The organism is Williamsia sp. z71 (genome assembly GCF_059553375.1).
This window is the reverse complement of the sequence record NZ_JCANWX010000004.1, coordinates 412,628-434,030: the sequence shown is the minus strand read 5'-3', so window position 1 is coordinate 434,030 and position 21,403 is coordinate 412,628. Positions and strand designations below refer to the sequence as shown.

Genomic DNA, 21,403 nt, shown 5'->3' with positions numbered 1-21,403 from the left:
TCCAATCCACTGCCTGGCGCGGGGGCAATTGCAGCGCTCATCACAGTTTTCGGGTGCGGGCCCGGCGCGTCGCCGGACCCGGGACGGTCACACGATGTCAAGTCCACGGTTCTCACTCGGCATCGTTTCGGTGTCGGCACCCAGTGCACCCAGGAAGCTCTTCGCCCAGCGCTGCACGTCATGGGTGAGGACCTGCCGTCGCAGGGCCCGCATCCGGCGCTTGCCTTCTTCGGGGTCCTGTTCGAGCGCTTCGGTGATGGCCAGCTTCACACCGTCGGTGTCGTACGGATTCGCCTGGAATGCCTGCCGGAGTTCGGCTGCGGCACCGGTGAATTCGCTCAGCACCAAGGCGCCACCAAGGTCGCTGCGGCAGGCGACATACTCTTTGGCCACCAGGTTCATGCCGTCGCGCAATGGCGTGACCAGCATGACGTCGGCCGCGACAAAGAACGCGATGAGGTCGTCGCGGGGGACCGGGCGGTGCAGGTACTGCACCACGGGATGGCCGACCTCACTGAAGCTGCCGTTGATGTTGCCGACAAGTTGTTCGATATCGCCACGCATCTTGATGTAGCTGTCGACGCGCTCACGGCTCGGGGTCGCCAACTGCACCATGGTGATGTCGTTGGGGTTGACCCGGCCCTCCTCGAGGAGTTCGGCAAGTGCCTGCAGGCGGACATCGATGCCCTTGGTGTAGTCGAGGCGGTCGACTCCCAGCAGGATCTTCTTCGGGTTCCCGAGTTCCTCACGGATCTCGGCCGCCCGCTTGCGGACCTCTTTGGATTTCGAGCGCGCATCGAGTTCGCCGGAATCGATGGAGATGGGGAAGGCGCCGACCCGGACCGTGCGGAAACCGACCTGCACGACACCGAACTTCGCCCGGACACCGACCTGTCCCTTGGAGGTGGCCTGGCCGGCGAGCCGGCGAGCGAGGTAGAGGAAGTTCTGCGCGCCACCGGGCAGGTGGAATCCGATCAGATCCGCTCCGAGCAAACCCTCGATGATCTCGGTCCGCCACGGCATCTGCATGAACAGTTCGACCGGGGGGAAGGGGATGTGGAGGAAGAACCCGATTTTCAGATCGGGGCGCAGCATCCGCAGCATCTTCGGTACCAGCTGCAGTTGGTAGTCCTGAATCCAGACGACCGCGCCCTCGGCCGCTGCCTTCGACGCGGCCTCGGCGAACCGCCGGTTCACGGCGACATAGGCGTTCCACCACTCGCGGTGGTACTCGGGTTTGACGATGACGTCGTGGTAGAGCGGCCAGAGGGTGGCGTTGGAGAACCCCTCGTAGTACTCGGCGATCTCTTCGGCCGACAACGGCACCGAAAAGAGCTGAAGCCCTTCTACCTCAGGGTGCTCCGCGGAATCCGGCAACCCGGACCATCCGACCCAGGCACCGGTCTGGGACCGGAGGATGGGCTCCAGGGCGGTGACCAGGCCGCCTGGACTCTGCTGCCAGCGGACAGTGCCGTCTGGGAGTACCTGTTTGTCGACCGGCAGCCGGTTGGCGACCACGACAAAGTCGGCGCGGGTGTCGGACTCATGCGTTCGCGTGGCTGCCACAGATCAGGCTTCGCCCGGTGCAATTCCCAGCATTGCCAGCAACATCCGGCATTCGTCGGCATCGACTGCATAAGCAGCGACCACCCGACGCGCGGAGTTGGCCGTCTCGTCGGCCACGGGTTCCAGATCTTCGTCGGCGATATCGGTTTTGTCACTGGTCTTGGCAGGCATGGCGAATACTCTACCTGCTCAAAGTCGTCTGTCGGTCAGGCCGGCGCGCAGGTCCGACTTCCGCAGTGGCTGGGTCTCCGCGTGGGCATCGACCACGGGTTTACTTGTGAAGCGACCAGGGCGGATGGCCGAGCGTGCGGTCAGCAGAGCGCGCGTCGGCTTTGTCGCAATCCGGGGGCGGCGCAACGTCCGGGCGACGAACTCGCCGAGGGTGACACCGGCGGCGAGCGAGCACCCGACGCCCAGCGCAGATCCGATCGCGGTGAGGCCGTCGACGGTCTGACCGCCGATCAATCCGTAAAGCCCTCGATAGATCGCCAGACCGGGCAGCAGTGGCGTGATGCCCGCGACCGCGACGACAAGTGGTGGGGTCAACGCCCGGCGGGCGAGCAGACCACCAACGAGTCCGACCATCGCGGCGGCAATTCCGGACGAGATGACAGGTCCGAAGTTGTAGTGAACGGCCGTCGCGACGATCGCTGCGCCCATGGCACCGCCGATGAATGCGGTCGGCAGGGCCCGGAACTCGGCGTAACTCGCGACGGCGAACGCCGCCGCCGCGGTTCCGCCGGCGATCACCCGCACGGGGGTGTTGGCGAGATCGAACGCGGTGGTCGAGGTGATCGTCGGCAGATAGACGCCGGTGGCCTCCATCAACCGGATGGCGATACCGACGCCGCTGATGATGCCGCCGGTCATGATGAGCAGCTCGAAAAAGCGGGCACCTCCGGTGATGGGGGCACCGGTGATCGCGTCCTGCACCGAGCCGACCAGCGACAGCCCGGACAGCAACACCACCACGCCTGCTGCGATGACCAGCGACGGTTTGATGTCGACGCCGAGTGCCTCGCTGTTCTCGTAGACGATCGCCGCGGGGATCACCGCGAAGAAACCGCCCGTCATCTGCTGGAAGAACAGTGGGGTGCCGATCTTGTTGAGCAGTCGGTTGGTTCGGTCGATCACGGCCGTGGTGAAGAAGGCCACCACCGCGACCAGCCAACCGCCGCCGAGCAATACCGACAGCGCGCCGGCCATCGACGCCCAGGCCAGAGTTGCGACCCAGCGTCGGTAGGGGTGGGGCGCGGCGATGATGGCGTCGATGACCGCATGCGCCTCACCGGGGTCGATCGCCAGGTTGCGGATCCTGCGCACCAAACGGTCGACTGCGGCCAGTCGGGTGAAGTCGAGGGAGCGATAGTGGACCGATTGCATCGCATTCACCGGTGGCATCGACGCGCCGCGACGCGCGCTGACCCAGATGGTGTTGTATGTCACTTCTACTTCGCAGTTTTCGACGCCGTACATGCTTGCGACGAAACGCACCTGTGTCTGCGTGTCGATCGCGCCGGTCCCCGAGTCGAGCAACACCGCTCCTACCTGGATCGCAAGGTTGAGTACCTCGGTCACCGCGGCGTCGTCGGTGAGGTCGATCGGTTGTCGTGGCGATACCGCTGGCTCGAACGGTTCGATCGTGTCGATCGTCGCTCGACGACTGCCGGCGAGGAGCCGGGGAAGTCTCGCGATATACTCACGCACGCAGTTGCCTCCTTAGCTCAGCGGTAGAGCACTCGCCTTGTAAGCGAGCGGTCGTCAGTTCAATCCTGACAGGGGGCTCCACAGATAACTCCATCGATAAATCACTGTTGACCAGTTGTTTTGTGTTCGTTCTTCGGCCGCCAGTCATGGTACTTGCAGAGCGTTCCGGTTCCCGGTGCGGTGTTGGATGGTCCACGCACGTCTTTCGGGCACAGATTTTCGCCCGGTGCGGGGTCCCATGCGGGACCGACCGACATCGGTTTGGTGGTCGCTGGGAGTTGTGCACAGGCGACAGCGCTACCTGTCGTCGAGCTCGGGGGCGATCAGCTCGCTCAGTCGCGCATGCCGGATCGGACCGGCGTTACGCGCGGGGAGTCTTCGGGTCGAGGAGACCGTTTTGCGCCAGCACGTGACGTAGGCGCTGCTTGAGTTCCTTGCTTGGCGCATCCGTATGGGGAGGCGCGACCGCTGCCCTGATCGTGAGGAGTTCGACGATGTTCTCGTCGAGTTTGATGCGTTTCTCGCGCGCCTCCGGCGTCATCTGATCGGGTTCGTGCGTCATGGAGGCCTGCAATTCGCTCAGTCGTTCCCTGAGCGCCTCGAGGGCGTTGTCGATGTCATCCACGAATTGGGTCACAACTCCATCATTGACGATGTACATCTTCGACGCCGGCGTTATGGCCGCTCGGGGTATCAGTCGGTCACGCCCGGGTACACGCGTTGCGCCATCACCGGTGCGAACCACACGCGGGACAGGTCGATGCCCGCGTCGCGGGTGGTCTCGAAGGGAACCAGGTGTTCGTCGACCCCGCCCGGCGACCAGTGTTCGTGCAGGTCTTCGACAGCAAAGATGAACGGAAGCCAATCCGTCATCTCCTCGGCGCGGGTGAAGCCGCCGGCGATCGCCCACGGCTGGTCGCCGTCGTGGTAGGCGAAGAAATGATCACCGTAGGCCGGGCTGACGCCGTCACCGACCACTGCGGTCAGGACAAACCAGTCGGTGGACGCCAATACCTTTTCGGACGCGATGTCGCGGGCGAGTGTGTAGTGGTGATCAACCGAGGCGAGTGCGTCCTCTTCGTCGAAGAAGACTTCGGCCTGGCTGATGTCGAGTCCGGGCCCGACCAACGCGTGGTCGGGCATGCCGAGAACAAAATAGGCGCTTTGCGGCGTGACACCAGGTCCCATGACGGCATTGTGCCAGTGCTGCGGGTCGAGTGCGGGAAAGCGCGCGGTGTCACGGGCGTCGATGCCCCAGCACTTAGGATTGCGGCATGTCATCAGTGCAGATCAACCGCCCGGAGAACAGCCACACCCGCAGCACTACGATTGCTCCCGGGAGTCTTGTTTTCACCGCCGGTGCCGCGCCGCTCGACGCAGATGGTGCCACCGTCGCCCCGGGAAACGTCAGTGAACAGACCCGCCGGTGCATGGCCAACCTGGAGCTCTCGCTGACCGAGGCGGGCGCGTCCCTGGCCGATGTCGCCAAGGTCACCGTGTATGTCGCCGAGCACCTGCAGGCCGATCTGGTGGTCGCCTGGGACGTGGTGACCGAGGTCTTCGGCGATCACAAGCCGGCCGGGACACTGCTGGGTGTCTCGGTGCTGGCTTACGACGACCAGCTGGTGGAAATCGAAGCTGTGGCCGCGATCCCGTCGTCATGACCCGTCCGGCGATCAGCACCGAGCAACGGCGCGCTCGACTGCTGCGACGACATCGGTTGATCGCCGACACGGCCGCGACGACGCCGGTCGAGACCGCAGAAGCGGTGGTCGCACTCCATGCCACCACCCCTGCAACGGTCTATCTGTCGGCATGGGCGCGGATGCCGGGCTTTGACGTCCCCGACATGGACCGGGCGTTGTACGACGACCGAACGTTGGTCAAGCAGCTCGCGATGCGGCGCACCCTGTTCGCGTTTCCCCGTCCCGCGCTGGCCGATGCGGTCAGTGCCGTGGGGCAGCGGGTGGCTGCGAGTGAACGTACGAACATGTTGCGGGATCTGCGCCGCAGCGACGAGTTTCCCGACCCCGAGGGCTGGATCGCGAAGGCGCGGGCAGCGGTCGCCGGTGCGCTGGTCGACGGGCGAACGGCCACATCGACCGAACTGCGCAAAGAACTGCCAGAACTGGCCGGATCCGTCACGCGCGGAGCAGGCACCCCGTGGGCGGGCGTGGCGCAGATGGCCCCGCGGATCCTGAACCATATGAGTGCGGCCGGAGAGATCGTCCGGGGACCCAACGACGGTAACTGGATGCGTTCACGGCCCAGGTGGACCTCGATGTCGGATTGGCTCTGCGAACCGTTGCCCGTGGACGATCCCGACACCGGCCATCGTGAACTGATCCGACGATGGTTACGTCAGTTCGGTCCCGGGACCGAAACCGACATCGTCTGGTGGCTGGGATCTACCAAAACAGCTGTCAGAAGAGCTCTTTCGGAACTCGAGGTGGTCGAGGTCGACCTCGACGACGGATTGGTCGGCTATGTCCTGCCGGACGACCTCGACGACGTGGAGATCGCACCGCCGACCGCCCTGCTGCTACCTGAACTCGATCCGACTGTGATGGGCTGGAAACAGCGGGACTGGTATCTGGGTCCTCACGGCCCGCACCTGTTCGACTCCAATGGCAATGGTGGACAGACCGTGTGGTGGGACGGACGGATCGTGGGTGGATGGCATCAACGCCCGGATGGGTCCGTCGGTACGCACCTGTTGGAGAAGCTGAATCACGGTGCATGCAAGGCGATTACGCGGCGAGCTGCGGAACTCGCTGAATGGCTCGGCGACCATCGGCCAAAGCCCGGGTATCCGGCACCATTTCACCGCGCACTCGACGCCTGACGGTCTCCGCTTTTCGCAGAATTCTTTTGTCGTACCCCCCCGTCTAGAATCAAATGTATGTTCGAGGGGGAGATCGAAGATGCAGGTGGGGACGATGAAATCGGTCCTGTCGAGTCGCTGGGTGTCAATGAGTTGTTGCGTAACACCGAGCTCGCGATGGCTCAGCAGTCGCGGATGGAGTGGGAGCGTTATGCCGCTGCGGCGATGCTGCACCGACATCTCGTTGAGCCCACTGCCGGGTCTGAGGCGGAGATGCGGGCGCTTGATCCGTTCGCGCAGTGTGCGGCGAGATTGTCTGCCGCACAGGGTCTGACGCAGCGGACCGCGGAGTTGCAGATCAACCGTGGGGTGGCTTTGCGGGACCGACTGCCGGCGGTGAATGAATTGTTGAAGGCCGGACTAATCGCCGCGCACCATATTCCTGACATCATCGCCCGGACTGAGTTGATCGAGGGTTCGGCCCATATGGCCGATATCGATCGTGGGATCGCCGAGGCTCTGGGTCGGCGTGGGTCGTGGTCGAAGGGTCGGATGCGGGACATGGTCGATGCGATCATCTTCCGCCGGGATCCGGATCTGGTTCGTAAGAACCGGGAGGATGCGAAAAACAATCGCGGGGTGTGGGCCAACAACATCGAGCACGGCATGGCGGTTTTGGACGCCCATTCCACCGCTGAGGAATTGACGTTGATCATGGCCAGGTTGGAAAAACTGGCGATGGCCACCTGCAAGGCTGATCCGCGGAAAAAGGCTGATCGGATGGCTGATGCGTTGTTTGCCACGGTGATGGGCCGGGAGTTCCTCTGTGAATGCCCGAATGACCCGAAGCATCCCTGCACCGCCGAGATTGTCACTGTCCCTGCCGGACAGGTCATCTCAGGTGTGGACGTGAAGATCGTGATGCACGTGATCGCCGACCAAGCCACCCTCGACGGTCGCGCCGAGAATCCAGGCTTCATGGACGGGCACGGTGTCATCTCCGGCGATCACGTTCGCGACATCGCGGCTCGCCCGGAAACGGTCCAGCGGCCGATGGGCAACAAGACTGAACCCGCACAGCCGGAACGTCCAGAGCCTGCATCTGCGTCTACATCTGCATCCGCACAACAGGAATCCACACCGCCCGAGCATCAGCCCGAACCCGGACAGCCGCAGCCGGAAACAGACCCGGCGCAACCAGCAGCCGAGCAGCCAGAATCTGTGCAGCCAGAACCAGCGCCCCAGGATGATTCACCGAACCCGAAGCGGCCGAAGATATACATGCGCGGACCGCAGAACCCACCAGCCGAGAGCGGCAGCAACGACAGCACGTCGTCACCGCCCCGTTCCCGCAGGTGATTCCGCTGCCGGCGACCCAACCCGGTGACCAGTACCGGCCGTCGGTTGTCTTGGACACCTTTCTTCGGATTCGGGATGTGTACTGCATGTGGCCTGGTTGTGAACACAAAGCGTGGGGTGCGGACCTGGACCACACCTGCGAGTACAACCACAAAGACCCCGACGCCGGTGGCTGCACCCATCAATCAGAAATGAAGACGCTCTGCCGTTTTCACCATCTGTTGAAGACCTACTCCGACTGGCTTGATGACCAGTACCCCGACCCTCGCACGGGGCGGACCCGGCTGATCTTCACCACACCCGAACGCCGCGACTACCACGGCCCGGGCTGGACCGGCGACGATCTCTTTCCGACGTTGAGGTTGATCGTCTTCGACAACCAACGCGGCTCACCGAGAACATCGCCGCCAACATCACCGCCAAGATCGCAGCCGCGTACCGCTGCCAAACACGCACGCCGGCAACAGGAACGACTTGCCAACCGCCGACAGCGTGAACGAGAAGCCGCCCGCCGCCTGGCACTCGGCGAAGAACGAGGAAGGATCGAACCGCCACCGACCTTTTAGGAGTTAGGGGCGATCACAGCTTCGTGGCCGTGGACCAGCACAACGGCCCGTTTCTGCGGTGTCTGGGCTCCGGCGACCGAGAGGGTTGGCAAGGTCGTGGTCAACGCGGCGCTGACGATCAGGGCAAGGCCGGACCCCCATGGAAAACGCATCTCGGCATCGCATCACGGGTGCGCGAACTGCGCACGGGTCTCGGTCGGCTTGATTCGAACATCATTCACAGGAACCTCGCAGGTTGCTGGCAGACTCGGGACAAGACGGCCAGACAGGGTGGCAGACATGAGTGATCAGGGTGCGCGGGTACTGGTGGTCGACGATGAGCCCAACATTCGCGAGCTCTTGTCGGTGTCACTGAAGTTCCAGGGCTTCGAGGTGCAGACTGCACCGGATGGACCGAGTGCGCTCGACATCGCCCGCACGTTCCGTCCGGATGCACTGATCATCGACGTGATGATGCCCGGAATGGACGGTTTCGGGCTGCTTCGTCGTCTGCGCGCCGATGGCGTCGAGGCCCCGGCATTGTTCCTGACCGCCCGGGACTCGGTGGAGGACAAGGTCACCGGGCTCACGATCGGTGGTGACGACTACGTGACCAAGCCGTTCAGTCTCGAAGAGGTTGTCGCTAGGCTGCGGGTGCTGTTGCGCCGCGGTGGGTTCGGTGAGAAGCCGGAGGTCAGTTCTCGCATCAAGTTCGCCGACATCGAACTCGACGACGACACCCACGAAGTGTGGAAGAACGGCGAACTCGTGTCGCTGTCGCCCACCGAGTTCACGCTTTTGCGCTATTTCATGATCAACGCCGGCACCGTGCTGTCGAAGCCGCGGATCCTGGATCATGTCTGGAACTACGACTTCGGTGGTGAGGTCAACGTCGTCGAATCGTATGTGTCCTACCTTCGACGCAAGATCGACACCGGCGAGAAGCGGCTGATCCACACCCTGCGCGGTGTCGGCTACGTGATGCGCGAGCCGCGGTGACCAGCGGTACCGAGGTCACCACGCCGCCAAGGCAACGCAGGGGCGTCCCTCTTCGGGTGTCGTTGGTGGCGCTGACGCTGGTCCTGGTCACCATGGGGCTACTGGTGTCGGGTGTGGCGGTCACGTCGGCCATGCGGGACAACCTGATGGACCGAACCGACAGTTCGCTGCGGGAGGCCGCCGCCGGCTGGGCCAGGCCGCGGGCGCTGCCCCCGCCGCCGATGGATCCCCAGGACGTCCAGAGCGGCCGTCCGCCGACGCCGTATTACGTCCAGGTACAGCGGTTGGACGGCGCGGTGATGGTCATCAACGACACCGGGGCATCGCCGGACCTGTCCGATACCAGCGAGTTCGGTCATGACCCGGTGACGGTGGATTCGACCGGCGACGGTCCGCGGTGGCGGGTCGTCAAAACGACGTCGGAGTACGGCAGTGCGATTGTGGCAGTTGAATTGTCCGACGTCGACGACACCGTGAACCGGTTGATCTGGCTGCAGGTCGGTATCGGTGCCGGTGTGGTCGTGGTGATCGGGGCGCTGGGATATCTGTTGGTGCGCACCAGTTTACGGCCGCTGGAGCGGGTTGAGCAGACAGCCCAGGCGATTGCCGCGGGTGACCTGGATCAACGGGTACCTCCCGCCTCGCCGAATACCGAGGTCGGTCGGCTCGCGGAGTCGCTCAACTCGATGTTGCATCAGATTCAGGGTGCCTTCGCCGCGACCGCGGCTTCCGAGGAACAGGCCCGCCGCTCCGAAGAGAACATGCGACGGTTCGTCGCCGACGCCAGCCACGAATTGCGCACCCCGTTGACGTCGATCATGGGATTCGCGGAGCTGTTCCGCCAAGGCGCGATGACCGACACCGAGGTGTTGATGTCTCGGATCGAAACCGAGGCCAAGCGGATGGGGCTGCTGGTCGAGGACCTGCTGATGCTTGCCCGGCTCGATGCCCGGCGACCACTCGAACGCGCGCCGGTCGATCTGCTGGCCCTGGCGTCCGACGTGGTCCACAGCGCGCGAGCAGCGGCCCCCGGCCGCGACATCTCGGTGGAGGTGTTCGACGGTCCCGGCGTTCCCGAGGTTTCCGGTGATGCCGGCAGGCTCGCGCAGGTCTTGAGCAATCTCGTCGGCAACGCCATCCTGCACACGCCCGACGCCGCATCGATCACCGTCCGCGTCGGCACCGTCGACAACGATGCGGTGTTGGCGGTGACCGACACCGGGCCGGGACTCAGCGAAGAGGACCGGGCGCGGGTGTTCGAGCGGTTCTACCGTTCCGACTCGTCGCGCCACCGCACCGACAACTCATCGGGCAGCGGCCTGGGCCTGTCCATCGTCGCGGCGTTGGTCGCCGCGCACGGGGGAACCGTGGGTGTCGAGTCAGCACCTGGCGCCGGTGCGACGTTCTGGGTACGGATCCCGCGGGACCAGGTCAGTCGCTGACGTACTCGTCGTGACCGAGGGTGCGCAGTTGCTCCCGGATCTTGGCGGCGGCGGCGTCGAGAGCCGCCGGATCGGGCTCCTTCTGCGCGTTCGCGAGGTCGAAGGTTTCCAGCTGCCAGGCCGGGAACACGTGCACGTGGAGGTGCGGAACCTCGAGACCGGCGATCAGCAGGCCCATCCGCGGAGCCTCGAACGCCGCTTTCACGGCTGATCCGAGGATCTGCGCGACCGAGGTGATCTTGCCGAAGAGTGCCGGGTCGACACCTTCCCAGTGGTCGACCTCCTGCCGTGGGACCACCAGGAGGTGACCGTCGGTGACCGGGTTGATGGTCAGGAACGACACGACGTCGTCGTCCTTCCACACAAATCGTCCGGGGATGTCGCCGTTGATGATCATTGAAAAGACCGATGCCATGATCCCGACCTTATCTCCGCCGGTGACTCCGTGGCGCCCGCATCAACCGCATGTTGGGCCGTGGCGCCCACCAGGACGGCCGGGCGGCCACAAACCGGTCTGATCGTCGTGGCCCTGGCAGCGGAACTGCTGGAGGCGTAGGTATGTGCCCCATGCGCTGGGCGGTAGGGTCAGGCACGTGCGAGTACTCGTCATCGGATCGGGCGGCCGTGAACACGCCCTCGTCCTGGGTCTGAACCGCGACCCGTCCGTCACCGACCTTCATGTGGCCCCGGGTAACCCCGGCACCGCAGCGTTGGCCACCAACCATGCGGTCGATATCGTCTCGGCCGATGCCGTTGTGGCCCTGGCCACATCGATCGGGGCCGACCTGGTGGTGATCGGTCCCGAGGTGCCGTTGGTGCTCGGTGTGGCCGATGCCCTGAGGGCGGCCGGCATCGCGACGTTCGGCCCCGGCGCCGAAGCGGCAAAGATCGAGGGCTCCAAGGCATTTGCCAAGGACGTGATGGCCGCCGCCGGTGTCCGGACCGCGCACAGCGAGATCGTCGACAACCCGGCTCATCTCGACGCCGCACTCGACCGGTTCGGACCGACCTGGGTGGTCAAGGACGACGGCCTGGCCGCAGGTAAAGGCGTGGTGGTCACCGCCGACCGCGACGCCGCCCGGATCCACGCCGCCGACCTCCTCGAGAGCGGACATCCGGTTCTCCTGGAGTCCTTCCTCGACGGCCCCGAGGTGTCGCTCTTCTGCCTGGTCGACGGCGACACCGTCGTTCCGCTGCTGCCTGCGCAAGACCACAAGCGGGTCGGCGACGGCGACGTCGGACCCAACACCGGTGGCATGGGTGCATACACGCCGTTGCCGTGGCTGCCCGATGAGATGGTCACCCGGATCGTCGACGAGGTCGTCAAGCCGGTCGCAGCTGAGCTCGCGGCGCGCGGCATCCCGTTCTCCGGCCTGCTCTACGCCGGACTCGCGATCGGTGCCGACGGCCCGGCCGTCGTCGAATTCAACTGTCGCTTCGGTGATCCGGAGACCCAGGCCGTGCTCGCGCTGCTCAAGTCGCCGCTAGGTGTGGCCCTGAACGCCACGGCCACCGGAACACTCGATCAACTGCCGCCCCTGGAATGGGAGGACGGCGCCGCCGTGACCGTGGTCGTGGCCGCCGAGAACTACCCTGGGCGCCCGCGCACCGGCGATCCGATCATCGGCTCCGACGCCGAAGGCGTGCTGCATGCCGGTACCGCGATCGCCGATGATGCCGTGGTCTCCGCCGGTGGCCGTGTGCTCAGCGTGGTCGGGGTCGGTGCAGATCTCGCCGCCGCCCGAGCGCAGGCCTACCGCCGGCTCGAGTCGGTCAAGCTGACCGGTTCACATTTCCGCACCGACATCGGACTGGCCGCCGAAGAGGGCCGGATCAGCATTTAAAGCCGTGGTGCCCTGAAAACTGTCGAATGGCGAGGCTCCGAGGGCTATTCACCCTCGCAGTCCCTCTATCGGACAGTTTCAGGGCGGTCAGTCGGCCAGGTTGCGTCCGAGGAAGGCGATCTGTCCGGGCAGGACACCCCGCCAGTAGCGGTTGGTGTGTCCACCCGGCGACGTCCCGAACGCCGGCGGCGGCCGGAGCGCGGCCATCCACTGGCGGGTGTAGGTGAAGAACTGATCGCTCGATCCGCACTCGATCAACAGTGGGATCTGGGTGAATGAACCCTGTTGTCCGAAAAGTGAATTGGCTTGGTAGTCGGCGATGTTGTCGAACGCACGGGGTGGGAAGTCGGCCGGATCGGCCCACAGCGCGGGGGAGCTGACAGCGATGGCCGCCACCCGGGGAGCACCGAGCATGGCTCCCAGGCGCAGCGCCCCGTAGCCGCCCATCGACCAGCCGAACAGGCCGATGCGGTCGGTGCGCAGACCCAGCGCCGGGTCGCCTTCGAGCAGCGGTAAGAACTCGTCGAGCACCATCGCGCCGCCGTCGGTGCCGTCGGTGCGCGGGTGATAGTAGCTGCGGGCGGCGTCCACGGACGCCAGTGCGAACGGGGCGTTGCCCTGGGTTGCCCAGTCCTGCATCAGGTTCTGCATCTCCAGTCCGCCCATGAACGCGGCCCGATGGTCTGTGTTCAGCGCGTGCAGGACAACCACAACCGGCAGTTCACCGGTCACCCCGGCCGGGCGGGCCACCATCCAATTCGTCTGGCGTCCGAGCATCTTCGCCGATTCGAAACTGCCGGTGAAGATCTCCGCCGTATCGACCGGTGCGGCGGCCTCCTGCGGTCTGGTCGACGGATTGTCCGCGCGCATCGGCTGCGGGGCGACGCGCTTCGGGTCCTCGTTGGAGCATGCCGACAGCAATCCGAGGGCACCGGCCGCGAGCCCGGCACCCAGCAGGGCACGGCGGCCGGTCACGGGGCCGCGGGGGTCTGAGTTGCCGGTGGTTCGGGGTGAGGGCGTCCGGTTCGCGGAGGTAGTCATCGCCAGGCAACGGTACCCGTGAGCGGCCCCTGAATGTCAGTCGATGCGGGTGATCGACCGGTGGCGGGCGAGAGCAGATAGTTTCGTTGTATGCGTTCGGAATCTCAACGATCTCAAGTCGACATGTTTCATGTGATGGACGTGCAGGCCGCGATCGCTGCGCGGCGGGCCCGTGGCCTCGACGTCATCTCGCTGGCGGCCGGTCAGCCGTCGACGTCCGCCCCGGCCCCGGTCCTCGCTGCCACCAAGCGCGCATTGGGCGAATCGTTGCTCGGGTACACCGAGTCGCTGGGGATCGCACCGTTGCGTGAGGCGATCGCCGGCCATTACCGCGAGCGCTATGACGTACCGGTGGAGCCGGACGACGTCGTGGTGACCACCGGCTCGTCGGGAGCGTTCACGCTGATCTTCCTCGCCGCGTTCGACGCCGGCGACACCGTCGCGATGGCCCGGCCCGGGTATCCCGCCTACCGGAACACACTGGCGGCTCTGGGCTGTGAGGTCGTCGAACTCGACTGTGGTCCGGAGACGAGGTTCCAGCCGACGGTCGCGATGCTCGATGCGCTCGATCGGCCGCCGGCCGGCCTGATCGTCGCGAGCCCGGCCAATCCGACCGGGACGATCCTGGACCCGGCCGAGTTGGCAGACCTTGCCCGCTGGTGCGACGCCCATGGCACGCTGCTCATCTCCGACGAGATCTACCACGGCATCAGTTACGGCCGCGAGACATCGTGTGCGTGGAGCACGTCGCGGCAATCGGTCGTGATGGGATCGGTCTCGAAGTACTTCAGCATGACCGGATGGCGATTGGGTTGGATGCTCGTTCCCGCGCCGCTGCGTCGCCCGGTCGAACGGCTGACGGCCAACCTGACGATCTGCGCGCCGGCGATCAGTCAGTACGCGGCTGTCGCTGCCTTCGGCCCGGAGTCGAAGGTCGAACTCGACGGTCACGTGATGCGGTATGCCCGAAATCGGGAGTTGTTGCTCGGCGGTTTGGCGGATCTGGGGATCGACGACATCGCCCCGCCGGACGGCGCCTTCTACGTGTACGCCGACCTCGGTGAGCGCACCGACGATTCGCTGGGATGGTGCGAGGGGGTCCTCGAACAGACCGGGGTCGCGATGGCACCCGGACTGGATTTCGATACCCGACACGGAAACCGGACCGTCCGGATGAGTTTCGCCGGTGCCACAGATGACATCGCACTGGCATTGGAGCGGCTCGCGCCGGTGTTGCTGTAGCGCAAACACCAGCTTATGGCCGGTATTTGGCGGAAATGACCCATCGCCGCGCGGCCTTTGCCACCATGGCGGGGTGAACTCCGCAGGAACTCCCAAAGGTGCGCGGCGCCGGGCGCTGCTGATCGCCGCCGCGGGAGAGTTGCTCATGGAGGGTGGTTTTGACGCGGTCCGGCATCGTGCGGTCGCGGATCGGGCCGGGTTGCCGCTGGCCTCGACAACCTATTACTTTGCCTGCCTTGAGGACCTGGTCGCCGAAGCCGTCGAGCATGTCTGCGACGACGACCAGACCGCGATCGCCGAGCGGAGTCGGGCGTTGCCGCGACGGCGGCGCGGGGCGGAGGCGACCGCGGAGGCGCTCGCCGAGGTGTTCGTCGGAGACAGCACCCCACGGACGACGCTGACCTGCCGGTACGAAACGGTGATCCTGTGCGCACGGATGCCGCGTCTGCACCAGATCCTCGCCGACCACCGGAACCGGCTCCGGAATGTCCACTTCGACGTCCTCGAGAAGTCCGGGCGCAGCACCGACCTGTCCGGGATCGCGCAACTGATGGCCGTCGAGGACGGTGTGGTGATCGGCGCCTTGGCCGATTCGGTCGCAGATGTCGTGTCCGCGGCGAAATTCGCGCTGTCCGAGGTCATCGACCACGTCGCACCGGTGACACCGGTCGCGGTGGGCTGACCTGCAGTGCGTGCGGAGAACGTTTCGGCGCGGGGCATAATGTACCGGTGTCTGATACCGAGCAAACCCTGACGAAGCCCCGCGTATCCAACGTTCTGGCCACGCGCTACGCGTCCACCGACCTGGTGAGACTGTGGTCGGCGGAGTACAAGATCGTGCTGGAGCGCCAGCTCTGGATCGCGGTCCTCAAGGCCCAGCGCGAACTCGGTATCGACGTTCCGGCCGAGGCGATCGCCGACTACGAGCGGGTACTCGACCAGATCGATCTGGAGTCGATCGCGCAGCGTGAACGGGTCACCCGGCATGACGTGAAGGCGCGGATCGAAGAGTTCAACGCGCTCGCCGGACACGAACAGATCCACAAGGGCATGACCAGCCGCGACCTCACCGAGAACGTTGAGCAGCTGCAGATCCTGCGCTCGCTCGAACACGTCCACGCACACGGTGTCGCCACCGCGGCCCGGCTGGCCGATCGTGCCGCGGAGTACTCGTCGCTGGTGATGGCCGGACGCAGCCACAACGTCGCCGCCCAGGCGACGACGCTGGGAAAGCGTTTCGCCTCGGCCGCCGATGAGTTGCTGATCGCGCTGACCCGTCTGCGCGAGCTGATCAACCGCTACCCGCTGCGTGGCATCAAGGGCCCGATGGGCACCAGTCAGGACATGCTCGACCTCCTCGACGGCGACGTGGGGAAACTGTCCGCGCTGGAGTCGAAAGTTGCTCAGCACCTGGGATTTTCGAAGTCGCTGACCTCTGTTGGTCAGGTGTACCCGCGCTCGCTCGACCACGATGTGGTCTCGGCGCTGGTGCAGGTGGCGGCCGGTCCGTCCTCGCTGGCGCAGACGATCCGGCTGATGGCCGGGCACGAACTGGTGACCGAGGGCTTCCAGCCCGGCCAGGTCGGCAGTTCGGCGATGCCGCACAAGATGAACACCCGCAGCTGTGAGCGGGTCAACGGCCTGCAGGTCATCTTGCGGGGATATGGCTCGATGGCCGCCGAACTCGCCGGCGCCCAGTGGAACGAGGGCGATGTGTTCTGCTCCGTGATCCGCCGCGTCGCGTTGCCGGATGCGTTCTTCGCCATCGACGGTCTGATGGAAACGTTCCTGACCGTTCTCTCCGAGTTCGGTGCGTACCCCGCGGTGATCGCCAAGGAACTCGATCGGTACCTGCCGTTCCTGGCCACCACGAAGGTGTTGATGGCGGCAGTGCGGGCCGGGGTCGGACGCGAAATCGCCCATGAGGCAATCAAGGAGAACGCGGTCGCCGTGGCTCTCGCGATGCGCGAAGACGGTCGCGAACCCGACCTGCTCGACCGGCTTGCCGCCGACGACCGCCTGCCGTTGGACCGGGCGGCACTTGATGCCGCACTCGCCGACAAGTCGGCGTTCATCGGTGCCGCCGAACATCAGGTGGCCGATGTGGTGGCCCAGGTCGCGCAGTTGGTGGAGCAATACCCCGATGCCGCGGGTTACGCGCCGGCGCCGATCCTCTGACTGACACTGAAAACTGATCCATAGCGGGGCGTCGAGGGTCAATCGCCCTCGGCGCCTTCCTATTCGACAGTTTTCGGGGCGGGCGGGGCGAGTAGCGCGTCGACGCTCTCGCTGACGACGTGCGCAGCGTCCTCGGCGGGCAGTCGGCCGACGCGGACTTCGGTGGCCGCGCCGTGCAACAGGTAATGCACGGCATTGACCAGCCACAACACCGGTAGGTCGGTGCGGAAGGCGCCGGTGTCCTGTCCGCGTCGGATCAACCCTTCGAGCCGCTGCGCGGGTGCCTCGTGGAGTTCGCGAATGCGTTCATCGCCGAGGGTTCCTTCGGCGGCGGCCAACAGTGCCGACGACCGCCAGACCAGCGACCAACTCGACAGCAGGAGTTCGCGCATCACCGCGCGGGGTTCACCGGTCAGGTCGACCTCTTCGAGGACTGCGTCGCCCGAGCCGAGGGCGTCGGCCAGGGTCGCCTCGATGAGGTCGGCCCGCGTCCGGAAATGCCCGTAGAGGGTCATGCGTCCCACACCGGCGGCGGTGGCGATGTCCTCGATGCTGGCCCGCGGGTTGATTGCGAATTGCTCACGCGCCGCAGCCAGGATCCGGCCGATGCTCTGCTGGGCGTCAGCCCGGCGTTTCGGACGTGCCGCAGAAGTACTCACGGAAAAACCCTAGCTCGTACACGGGTGTACGTGTTAGCGTCGATCTAACTCGTACACATCAATACGACTTAGATCCGTAGGGGGTCGCCATGTCTGATTCGAGTAAAGAACCGATCGCCTTCGATCCCGAGCCCCATCCGACTCGCTGGCGCATTCTGGGATTACTGGGAGTGGCTCAGCTGATGCTGATACTCGATGTCACCGTTGTTGCAATCGCGTTGCCGCACATCGGTTCTGATCTCGACATCAGTCGTGAGGCGGTCACCTGGGTCGTCAGTGCCTACACCCTGACGTTCGGGGGGCTGATGCTCTTGGGTGGCCGGATTGTCGACCTGGTCGGCGCGAAGCGGGTCGTTCTGGCCGGCCTCGTGGTGTTCGTCGTCGCATCGCTGGTCACCGGCCTCGCTGATTCGGCCGAGGTTCTCATCGGCGGGCGTATCGGCCAGGGTGTCGGGGCGGCAATGCTGTCACCTGCCGCATTATCACTGGTGGTGACGCTGTTCGCGGGCGATGAACGCAACAAGGCGCTGGGTGTGTGGTCGGCGCTCGGGGGAGGCGGCGCTGCGCTCGGCGTCCTCGTGGGCGGTGTGCTCACGGCCGGACCCGGCTGGCCGTGGGTCTTCTTCGTCAACGTGCCGATCGGCCTGATGATCATGGTGGCGCTCGCGCTGATGCTGCCCGCCCTGCCCGCAGGCGCCCCATCCGCCCGCCTCGATGTCCTCGGTGCCGCACTGGTGACCGCATCGTCGGTGGTCCTGATCTATGCGCTGATCGAGGCCGGCGACGAAGGATGGCTGACGGTGACCTCGGTCGTGCTCGTTCTTGCTGCGGCACTGGGATATGGATTGTTCGTGTGGCGTCAACGCACTGCCGCATCGCCCTTGATGGATCTGGGTCTGCTGACGCGGCGGCCGGTGGCCACCGGTGTGTTCCTGATCGTCATGGCAACCGCGCTGATGGTCGCGGTCTTCTTCCTCGGCACCTTCTACTTTCAGCATTCACTGGGTTACGGGGCTCTGCACACAGGCCTGCTCTTCCTACCCGTTGCGATCGCAACCATGGTGGGCGCCAACGCAACCGGGCAGCTCATCGGCCGGATCGGAGCCAGGGCGATGTCGGTGGCCGGGCTACTTGTCGCCGCGGTCGGGATGATCGTTCCCGCCCTCGAACTGCATCCGGTGGCCGTCACGATCGGTGTGAGCATCGCCGGCGCCGGTACCGGGGCACTGTTTGTCACCGCTTCGGCCACCGCTCTGGGGCAGATCGATCCGCAGGAGGCGGGTATCGCATCGGGCATTGTCAGCACGTTCCATGAGTTCGGCGCTTCGATCGGCGCAGCAGCGATGTCGAGCACCGCGGCGGCCAGCATCGTCGGGGTCACGCTGACCGGCTTCACCCGCAGCTTTGTCGCCGCGGGAGTGGCCGCCGTTGTGGCAGCGCTCATCGTGTTGGTCATCGCGCCCGGCAAGTCGCCTGTTGTCGCCCATGGGTGAGGGCATTTGGTGACGGGCGGGAATCGGGGGGTTGACGTATCGCCGCCTCGGACTATCATTCAACTCGTTGGTTGATAACCAGTAGGTTGAATAACCCGAGAGGGTGGAAAGCCGAGGCGGGGTAGCAGTGGCCGATCAACTCAGTGCCGTGTTCGCAGCACTCGCAGATCCGACGCGGCGGGCACTGCTGGAGCGCCTGGCCGACGGCCCGGCCACGGTGTCGGCGCTGGCCGAGCCGTTCGACATGAGCCTGGCCGCGGTGTCCAAACATCTGAAAGTCTTGGAACGGGCCGGACTCATCTCCCGGGGGCGCGACGCGCAGTGGCGTCCGTGCTCCCTGGAAGCTCGTCCGCTCGAGCAGGCCAGTGACTGGCTGGATGGATACCGACAGTTCTGGGACGCGAGATTCGATCGGCTCGAAGAACACATCAACCGGATCGCCGGGTCCGGCAACCAGGAGGAAGCACCATGAGCGACACAGCCAATCGAGAGTTCACGATCATCCGCGAGTTCGCCGCCCCGCCCGAGGTGGTCTTCGATGCCTGGGTCGATCTCGACCAGTCGTCGCAGTGGATGGCGCCCGAGGGCGTGACCACGCCTCGCGAACGCATGTACGGCGACGTTCGGCCCGGCGGCGGGTATGGCGCGGTGATGGTGCTCCCGGACGGACTCGAAGCGCACATAGGTGGCGTCTATCAGGAGGTCGACCGGCCGGCCCGACTGGTGTTCACGTGGTCCGATCCGACCATGCCGGAGAGTGTTTCGTTGTGCACGGTCACGTTTGCCGAATCGGCACCGGGCCGGACCACGATGACCTTCCATCTGCTCGCGCCGGGTCCGATCAGTCCCGACGACGGCGCGAGGCTCGGCTGGGACAGCTGTTTCGACAAACTGACACGGCACGTGGAGACGGCGCCATGACTGCCGCCGACGCCCTGCCGCAGGGTGACCTCGCGCTGCTCGAAACCGAAGTCGCGCAGGAATTACTGCACGCTGACATCCCGGCCCGACTCGCGTACGTCGCCGCCGACGGCACACCCAGGGTGCTACCCATCAACTTCTGGTGGAACGGCACCGAGCTCGTGATGGCCACCTTCACCGGTGCGGCCAAGGTGCCGGCGCTACGACGCCGTCCGGCAGTGGCCCTGACGATCGACACCGACCAGGCCCCGCCGCATGTCCTGCAGATTCGCGGGGAGGCCGTGATCACCGACGTTGACGGGATCGTCGAGGAATACGAGTTGATGATGCGTCGCGGTATGCCCACCGATGTCGCAGACGGGTACTTCGCCGAGCTGCGGGCGAGCGGAGCGACGATGCATCGCATCGGGGTGGTCCCGGCGTGGGTCGGGGTGCTCGACTTCGAGACCCGGTTCCCCGGTGCGGCGCCGGCTGCGGTGACCGAGCGCCGTTGAGGGGTCAGTCGGGGTTGGCCGAATCCGCATGGCCGAGGTTCCAGTCGGGCACCGCAATATTGCGGACCAGCTTCTTGAGTGTGACGATGTCGGGGAAACCGTTGTCGCGCTTGCGTTCCCAGATCTGGGTGCCGTCCACGTCGATGTGGAAGACCCCGCCGGTACCCGGGACCAGCGTGACCGACCCGAGCTCGGTACCGAAGGTGTTGAGTAGTTCGGTGGCCATCCATGATGCCCGCAGGACCCAGTTGCACTGCGTGCAATAGGTGATGGTGACGGCAGCTCTCGATTCACTCACCGGGTCATTGTCGCAGCCGGACCAAACGCTTGTACCGACGGCGAGGGCGTCGGTCCGGTCACGCCGCGCTCACCACGCTCCGGCACAGGAGTGCGAAGGAGGCGACGATGATGATGTAGGTCGTGATCCGGCTCACGAGGGGCAGTGACGTTCTCCGGGCGACGACCCTCCCCAGAATGTGCCCACACAGCAACAGTGGCGTCAATGCAGCGGCGGTGAGCAGATCAACCCGGGCGATACCGTCTTGGATCTCCACCGCGACCAGTGTCGCCGATGCCATCAGCAGAAAGACCGTCGAGAGAGTCGACCGCAACTCTGCCGAATCGGCCGGCCGATAGGTCAGCGACAACGGTGGCCCGGGTATGGCTGCGAGTGCACCCATGAATCCGGCCGCTGTGCCCCCGGCGGCAAGCGAGAGGCGGCTTCCGGCAAAAGAACTTCCGGCGAGCAGGGCTAGTCCGGCGGTCAACGCGACGATGGCGGCCAGCAGGTGCGCGATGGTGGCGTCCACCGAACTGACAAACCACAGTCCGACGATTATCCCGGGAATCATTGTGGCAGTGGCGGTCACCACTACTCGCACGTTGCAGTGCTCGCGTTCGGAGATCGTCACGAGAAGCATCATCGGAATAGTGAGAATCAGCAGTGGCACCGGAACCAGTTGCGGGGCAATCAGAAGCAGGGCCGGGCCGGCCACCAACCCGAATCCCGATCCCGTTGCCGACTGGATTGCAGATGAGCCGATGATGACACAAGCAACCAGGAAAAGAATCACTTGTTGATTCTCAGGG

At 65.3% G+C, this 21,403-nt stretch carries 24 protein-coding genes and 1 tRNA gene; 15 read left to right on the top strand and 10 right to left on the bottom strand.

Features of this window, described 5'->3' with window-relative positions; translation table 11 throughout:
• Positions 1 to 87: 87 nt before the first annotated feature.
• The 3 genes from AC51GR_RS12730 to AC51GR_RS12720 are packed head-to-tail and all read right to left on the bottom strand — an operon-like array spanning position 88 to position 3,273.
• A complete protein-coding gene (locus tag AC51GR_RS12730; protein WP_496324995.1) occupies positions 88 to 1,566 on the bottom strand; it encodes an alpha,alpha-trehalose-phosphate synthase (UDP-forming) in 1,479 nt (492 codons plus the stop codon).
• A 3-nt stretch (positions 1,567 to 1,569) separates the two neighbouring features.
• A complete protein-coding gene (locus AC51GR_RS12725; RefSeq protein ID WP_331884771.1) occupies positions 1,570 to 1,737 on the bottom strand; it encodes a PIN domain-containing protein in 168 nt (55 codons plus the stop codon).
• A gap of 18 nt (positions 1,738 to 1,755) precedes the next feature.
• The gene (locus tag AC51GR_RS12720) at positions 1,756 to 3,273 is read right to left on the bottom strand and encodes a threonine/serine exporter family protein (protein WP_496324994.1); all 1,518 of its coding nucleotides are present in this window, start codon (positions 3,271 to 3,273) and stop codon (positions 1,756 to 1,758) included.
• A gap of 6 nt (positions 3,274 to 3,279) precedes the next feature.
• Between AC51GR_RS12720 and AC51GR_RS12715 the strand changes: the two genes are divergently transcribed.
• Positions 3,280 to 3,354, top strand: a tRNA-Thr gene (locus AC51GR_RS12715).
• A 280-nt stretch (positions 3,355 to 3,634) separates the two neighbouring features.
• On the opposite strand, the gene AC51GR_RS12710 is transcribed toward AC51GR_RS12715, so the two are convergent.
• Together AC51GR_RS12710 and AC51GR_RS12705 are read right to left on the bottom strand one after the other, a co-directional pair.
• A complete protein-coding gene (locus AC51GR_RS12710; RefSeq protein ID WP_496324993.1) occupies positions 3,635 to 3,910 on the bottom strand; it encodes a hypothetical protein in 276 nt (91 codons plus the stop codon).
• A gap of 56 nt (positions 3,911 to 3,966) precedes the next feature.
• Positions 3,967 to 4,461, bottom strand: coding sequence for a hypothetical protein (locus tag AC51GR_RS12705; RefSeq protein WP_496324992.1), 495 nt, complete (start codon positions 4,459 to 4,461; stop codon positions 3,967 to 3,969).
• A gap of 86 nt (positions 4,462 to 4,547) precedes the next feature.
• On the opposite strand from AC51GR_RS12705, the gene AC51GR_RS12700 reads away from it, so the two are divergent.
• From AC51GR_RS12700 to AC51GR_RS12675, 6 genes are all read left to right on the top strand, one after another.
• Positions 4,548 to 4,937, top strand: coding sequence for a RidA family protein (locus AC51GR_RS12700; protein WP_496324991.1), 390 nt, complete (start codon positions 4,548 to 4,550; stop codon positions 4,935 to 4,937).
• Positions 4,934 to 6,118 carry a winged helix DNA-binding domain-containing protein gene (locus AC51GR_RS12695; RefSeq protein WP_496324990.1) on the top strand — a complete coding sequence of 395 codons (1,185 nt, stop codon included), beginning with the start codon at positions 4,934 to 4,936 and terminating at the stop codon, positions 6,116 to 6,118. The genes AC51GR_RS12700 and AC51GR_RS12695 overlap by 4 nt, the downstream gene beginning before the upstream one ends.
• 57 nt (positions 6,119 to 6,175) lie before the next feature.
• Positions 6,176 to 7,456 carry a DUF222 domain-containing protein gene (locus AC51GR_RS12690; RefSeq protein WP_496324989.1) on the top strand — a complete coding sequence of 427 codons (1,281 nt, stop codon included), beginning with the start codon at positions 6,176 to 6,178 and terminating at the stop codon, positions 7,454 to 7,456.
• An 86-nt stretch (positions 7,457 to 7,542) separates the two neighbouring features.
• Complete coding sequence (locus tag AC51GR_RS12685; RefSeq protein WP_496324988.1) at positions 7,543 to 8,022, top strand: hypothetical protein; 480 nt, start codon at positions 7,543 to 7,545, stop codon at positions 8,020 to 8,022.
• Positions 8,023 to 8,301: 279 nt separating this feature from the next.
• Positions 8,302 to 9,000, top strand: a complete 699-nt coding sequence (locus AC51GR_RS12680) for a response regulator transcription factor (protein WP_496324987.1) — start codon at positions 8,302 to 8,304, stop codon at positions 8,998 to 9,000.
• Entirely contained in the window at positions 8,997 to 10,442 is a 1,446-nt protein-coding gene (locus AC51GR_RS12675) for a sensor histidine kinase (protein ID WP_496324986.1), read from the top strand. The genes AC51GR_RS12680 and AC51GR_RS12675 overlap by 4 nt, the downstream gene beginning before the upstream one ends.
• On the opposite strand, the gene AC51GR_RS12670 is transcribed toward AC51GR_RS12675, so the two are convergent.
• On the bottom strand, positions 10,432 to 10,857 hold the full coding sequence (locus AC51GR_RS12670) for an HIT family protein (RefSeq protein ID WP_496324985.1): 426 nt from the start codon (positions 10,855 to 10,857) through the stop codon (positions 10,432 to 10,434). The two genes, AC51GR_RS12675 and AC51GR_RS12670, sit on opposite strands and share 11 nt — an antisense overlap.
• Positions 10,858 to 11,035: 178 nt before the next feature.
• Here AC51GR_RS12670 and purD point away from each other — a divergent pair, with 178 nt between their 5' ends.
• Positions 11,036 to 12,286, top strand: coding sequence for a phosphoribosylamine--glycine ligase (purD, locus tag AC51GR_RS12665; protein WP_496324984.1), 1,251 nt, complete (start codon positions 11,036 to 11,038; stop codon positions 12,284 to 12,286).
• Positions 12,287 to 12,373: 87 nt separating this feature from the next.
• On the opposite strand, the gene AC51GR_RS12660 is transcribed toward purD, so the two are convergent.
• Entirely contained in the window at positions 12,374 to 13,327 is a 954-nt protein-coding gene (locus tag AC51GR_RS12660) for an alpha/beta hydrolase (RefSeq protein ID WP_496324983.1), read from the bottom strand.
• A gap of 90 nt (positions 13,328 to 13,417) precedes the next feature.
• Here AC51GR_RS12660 and AC51GR_RS12655 point away from each other — a divergent pair, with 90 nt between their 5' ends.
• The 3 genes from AC51GR_RS12655 to purB all read left to right on the top strand — a co-directional run bounded on the left by AC51GR_RS12655 (position 13,418) and on the right by purB (position 16,747).
• Entirely contained in the window at positions 13,418 to 14,569 is a 1,152-nt protein-coding gene (locus AC51GR_RS12655) for an aminotransferase class I/II-fold pyridoxal phosphate-dependent enzyme (RefSeq protein WP_496324982.1), read from the top strand.
• Between the two features lie 73 nt (positions 14,570 to 14,642).
• Entirely contained in the window at positions 14,643 to 15,251 is a 609-nt protein-coding gene (locus tag AC51GR_RS12650; RefSeq protein WP_496324981.1) for a TetR/AcrR family transcriptional regulator, read from the top strand.
• 68 nt (positions 15,252 to 15,319) lie between these two features.
• A complete protein-coding gene (purB, locus tag AC51GR_RS12645; protein WP_496325068.1) occupies positions 15,320 to 16,747 on the top strand; it encodes an adenylosuccinate lyase in 1,428 nt (475 codons plus the stop codon).
• A 59-nt stretch (positions 16,748 to 16,806) separates the two neighbouring features.
• On the opposite strand, the gene AC51GR_RS12640 is transcribed toward purB, so the two are convergent.
• Positions 16,807 to 17,406: a TetR/AcrR family transcriptional regulator gene (locus AC51GR_RS12640; RefSeq protein WP_496324980.1), complete on the bottom strand. Its 600-nt coding sequence runs from the start codon at positions 17,404 to 17,406 to the stop codon at positions 16,807 to 16,809.
• 89 nt (positions 17,407 to 17,495) lie between these two features.
• Between AC51GR_RS12640 and AC51GR_RS12635 the strand changes: the two genes are divergently transcribed.
• The 4 genes from AC51GR_RS12635 to AC51GR_RS12620 all read left to right on the top strand — a co-directional run bounded on the left by AC51GR_RS12635 (position 17,496) and on the right by AC51GR_RS12620 (position 20,314).
• On the top strand, positions 17,496 to 18,899 hold the full coding sequence (locus AC51GR_RS12635; RefSeq protein WP_496324979.1) for an MFS transporter: 1,404 nt from the start codon (positions 17,496 to 17,498) through the stop codon (positions 18,897 to 18,899).
• 127 nt (positions 18,900 to 19,026) lie between these two features.
• A complete protein-coding gene (locus AC51GR_RS12630; RefSeq protein WP_496324978.1) occupies positions 19,027 to 19,371 on the top strand; it encodes an ArsR/SmtB family transcription factor in 345 nt (114 codons plus the stop codon).
• Complete coding sequence (locus AC51GR_RS12625; protein ID WP_496324977.1) at positions 19,368 to 19,820, top strand: SRPBCC family protein; 453 nt, start codon at positions 19,368 to 19,370, stop codon at positions 19,818 to 19,820. The genes AC51GR_RS12630 and AC51GR_RS12625 overlap by 4 nt, the downstream gene beginning before the upstream one ends.
• Positions 19,817 to 20,314, top strand: coding sequence for a pyridoxamine 5'-phosphate oxidase family protein (locus AC51GR_RS12620; protein WP_496324976.1), 498 nt, complete (start codon positions 19,817 to 19,819; stop codon positions 20,312 to 20,314). Before AC51GR_RS12625 ends, AC51GR_RS12620 begins: the two co-directional genes overlap by 4 nt.
• Before the next feature lie 4 nt (positions 20,315 to 20,318).
• Here the strand turns inward: AC51GR_RS12620 and AC51GR_RS12615 are convergent, their stop codons facing one another.
• Both AC51GR_RS12615 and AC51GR_RS12610 read right to left on the bottom strand, forming a co-directional pair.
• Complete coding sequence (locus tag AC51GR_RS12615; protein ID WP_496324975.1) at positions 20,319 to 20,612, bottom strand: Rdx family protein; 294 nt, start codon at positions 20,610 to 20,612, stop codon at positions 20,319 to 20,321.
• A gap of 58 nt (positions 20,613 to 20,670) precedes the next feature.
• Positions 20,671 to 21,387, bottom strand: coding sequence for a TSUP family transporter (locus tag AC51GR_RS12610; protein WP_496324974.1), 717 nt, complete (start codon positions 21,385 to 21,387; stop codon positions 20,671 to 20,673).
• Positions 21,388 to 21,403 lie beyond the last annotated feature (16 nt).

What these genes read in the sequence shown, in the direction of transcription:
- AC51GR_RS12625 (WP_496324977.1), top strand. Translation starts at nt 19,368, where the DNA reads ATGAGCGACACAGCCAATCGAGAGTTCACGATCATCCGCGAGTTCGCC.
- AC51GR_RS12655 (WP_496324982.1), top strand. Translation starts at nt 13,418, where the DNA reads ATGCGTTCGGAATCTCAACGATCTCAAGTCGACATGTTTCATGTGATG.
- AC51GR_RS12670 (WP_496324985.1), bottom strand. Translation starts at nt 10,857, where the DNA reads ATGGCATCGGTCTTTTCAATGATCATCAACGGCGACATCCCCGGACGA.
- AC51GR_RS12705 (WP_496324992.1), bottom strand. Translation starts at nt 4,461, where the DNA reads ATGGGACCTGGTGTCACGCCGCAAAGCGCCTATTTTGTTCTCGGCATG.
- AC51GR_RS12620 (WP_496324976.1), top strand. Translation starts at nt 19,817, where the DNA reads ATGACTGCCGCCGACGCCCTGCCGCAGGGTGACCTCGCGCTGCTCGAA.
- AC51GR_RS12660 (WP_496324983.1), bottom strand. Translation starts at nt 13,327, where the DNA reads ATGACTACCTCCGCGAACCGGACGCCCTCACCCCGAACCACCGGCAAC.
- AC51GR_RS12725 (WP_331884771.1), bottom strand. Translation starts at nt 1,737, where the DNA reads ATGCCTGCCAAGACCAGTGACAAAACCGATATCGCCGACGAAGATCTG.
- AC51GR_RS12635 (WP_496324979.1), top strand. Translation starts at nt 17,496, where the DNA reads ATGTCTGATTCGAGTAAAGAACCGATCGCCTTCGATCCCGAGCCCCAT.
- AC51GR_RS12680 (WP_496324987.1), top strand. Translation starts at nt 8,302, where the DNA reads ATGAGTGATCAGGGTGCGCGGGTACTGGTGGTCGACGATGAGCCCAAC.
- AC51GR_RS12690 (WP_496324989.1), top strand. Translation starts at nt 6,176, where the DNA reads ATGTTCGAGGGGGAGATCGAAGATGCAGGTGGGGACGATGAAATCGGT.
- AC51GR_RS12700 (WP_496324991.1), top strand. Translation starts at nt 4,548, where the DNA reads ATGTCATCAGTGCAGATCAACCGCCCGGAGAACAGCCACACCCGCAGC.
- AC51GR_RS12695 (WP_496324990.1), top strand. Translation starts at nt 4,934, where the DNA reads ATGACCCGTCCGGCGATCAGCACCGAGCAACGGCGCGCTCGACTGCTG.
- AC51GR_RS12685 (WP_496324988.1), top strand. Translation starts at nt 7,543, where the DNA reads ATGTGGCCTGGTTGTGAACACAAAGCGTGGGGTGCGGACCTGGACCAC.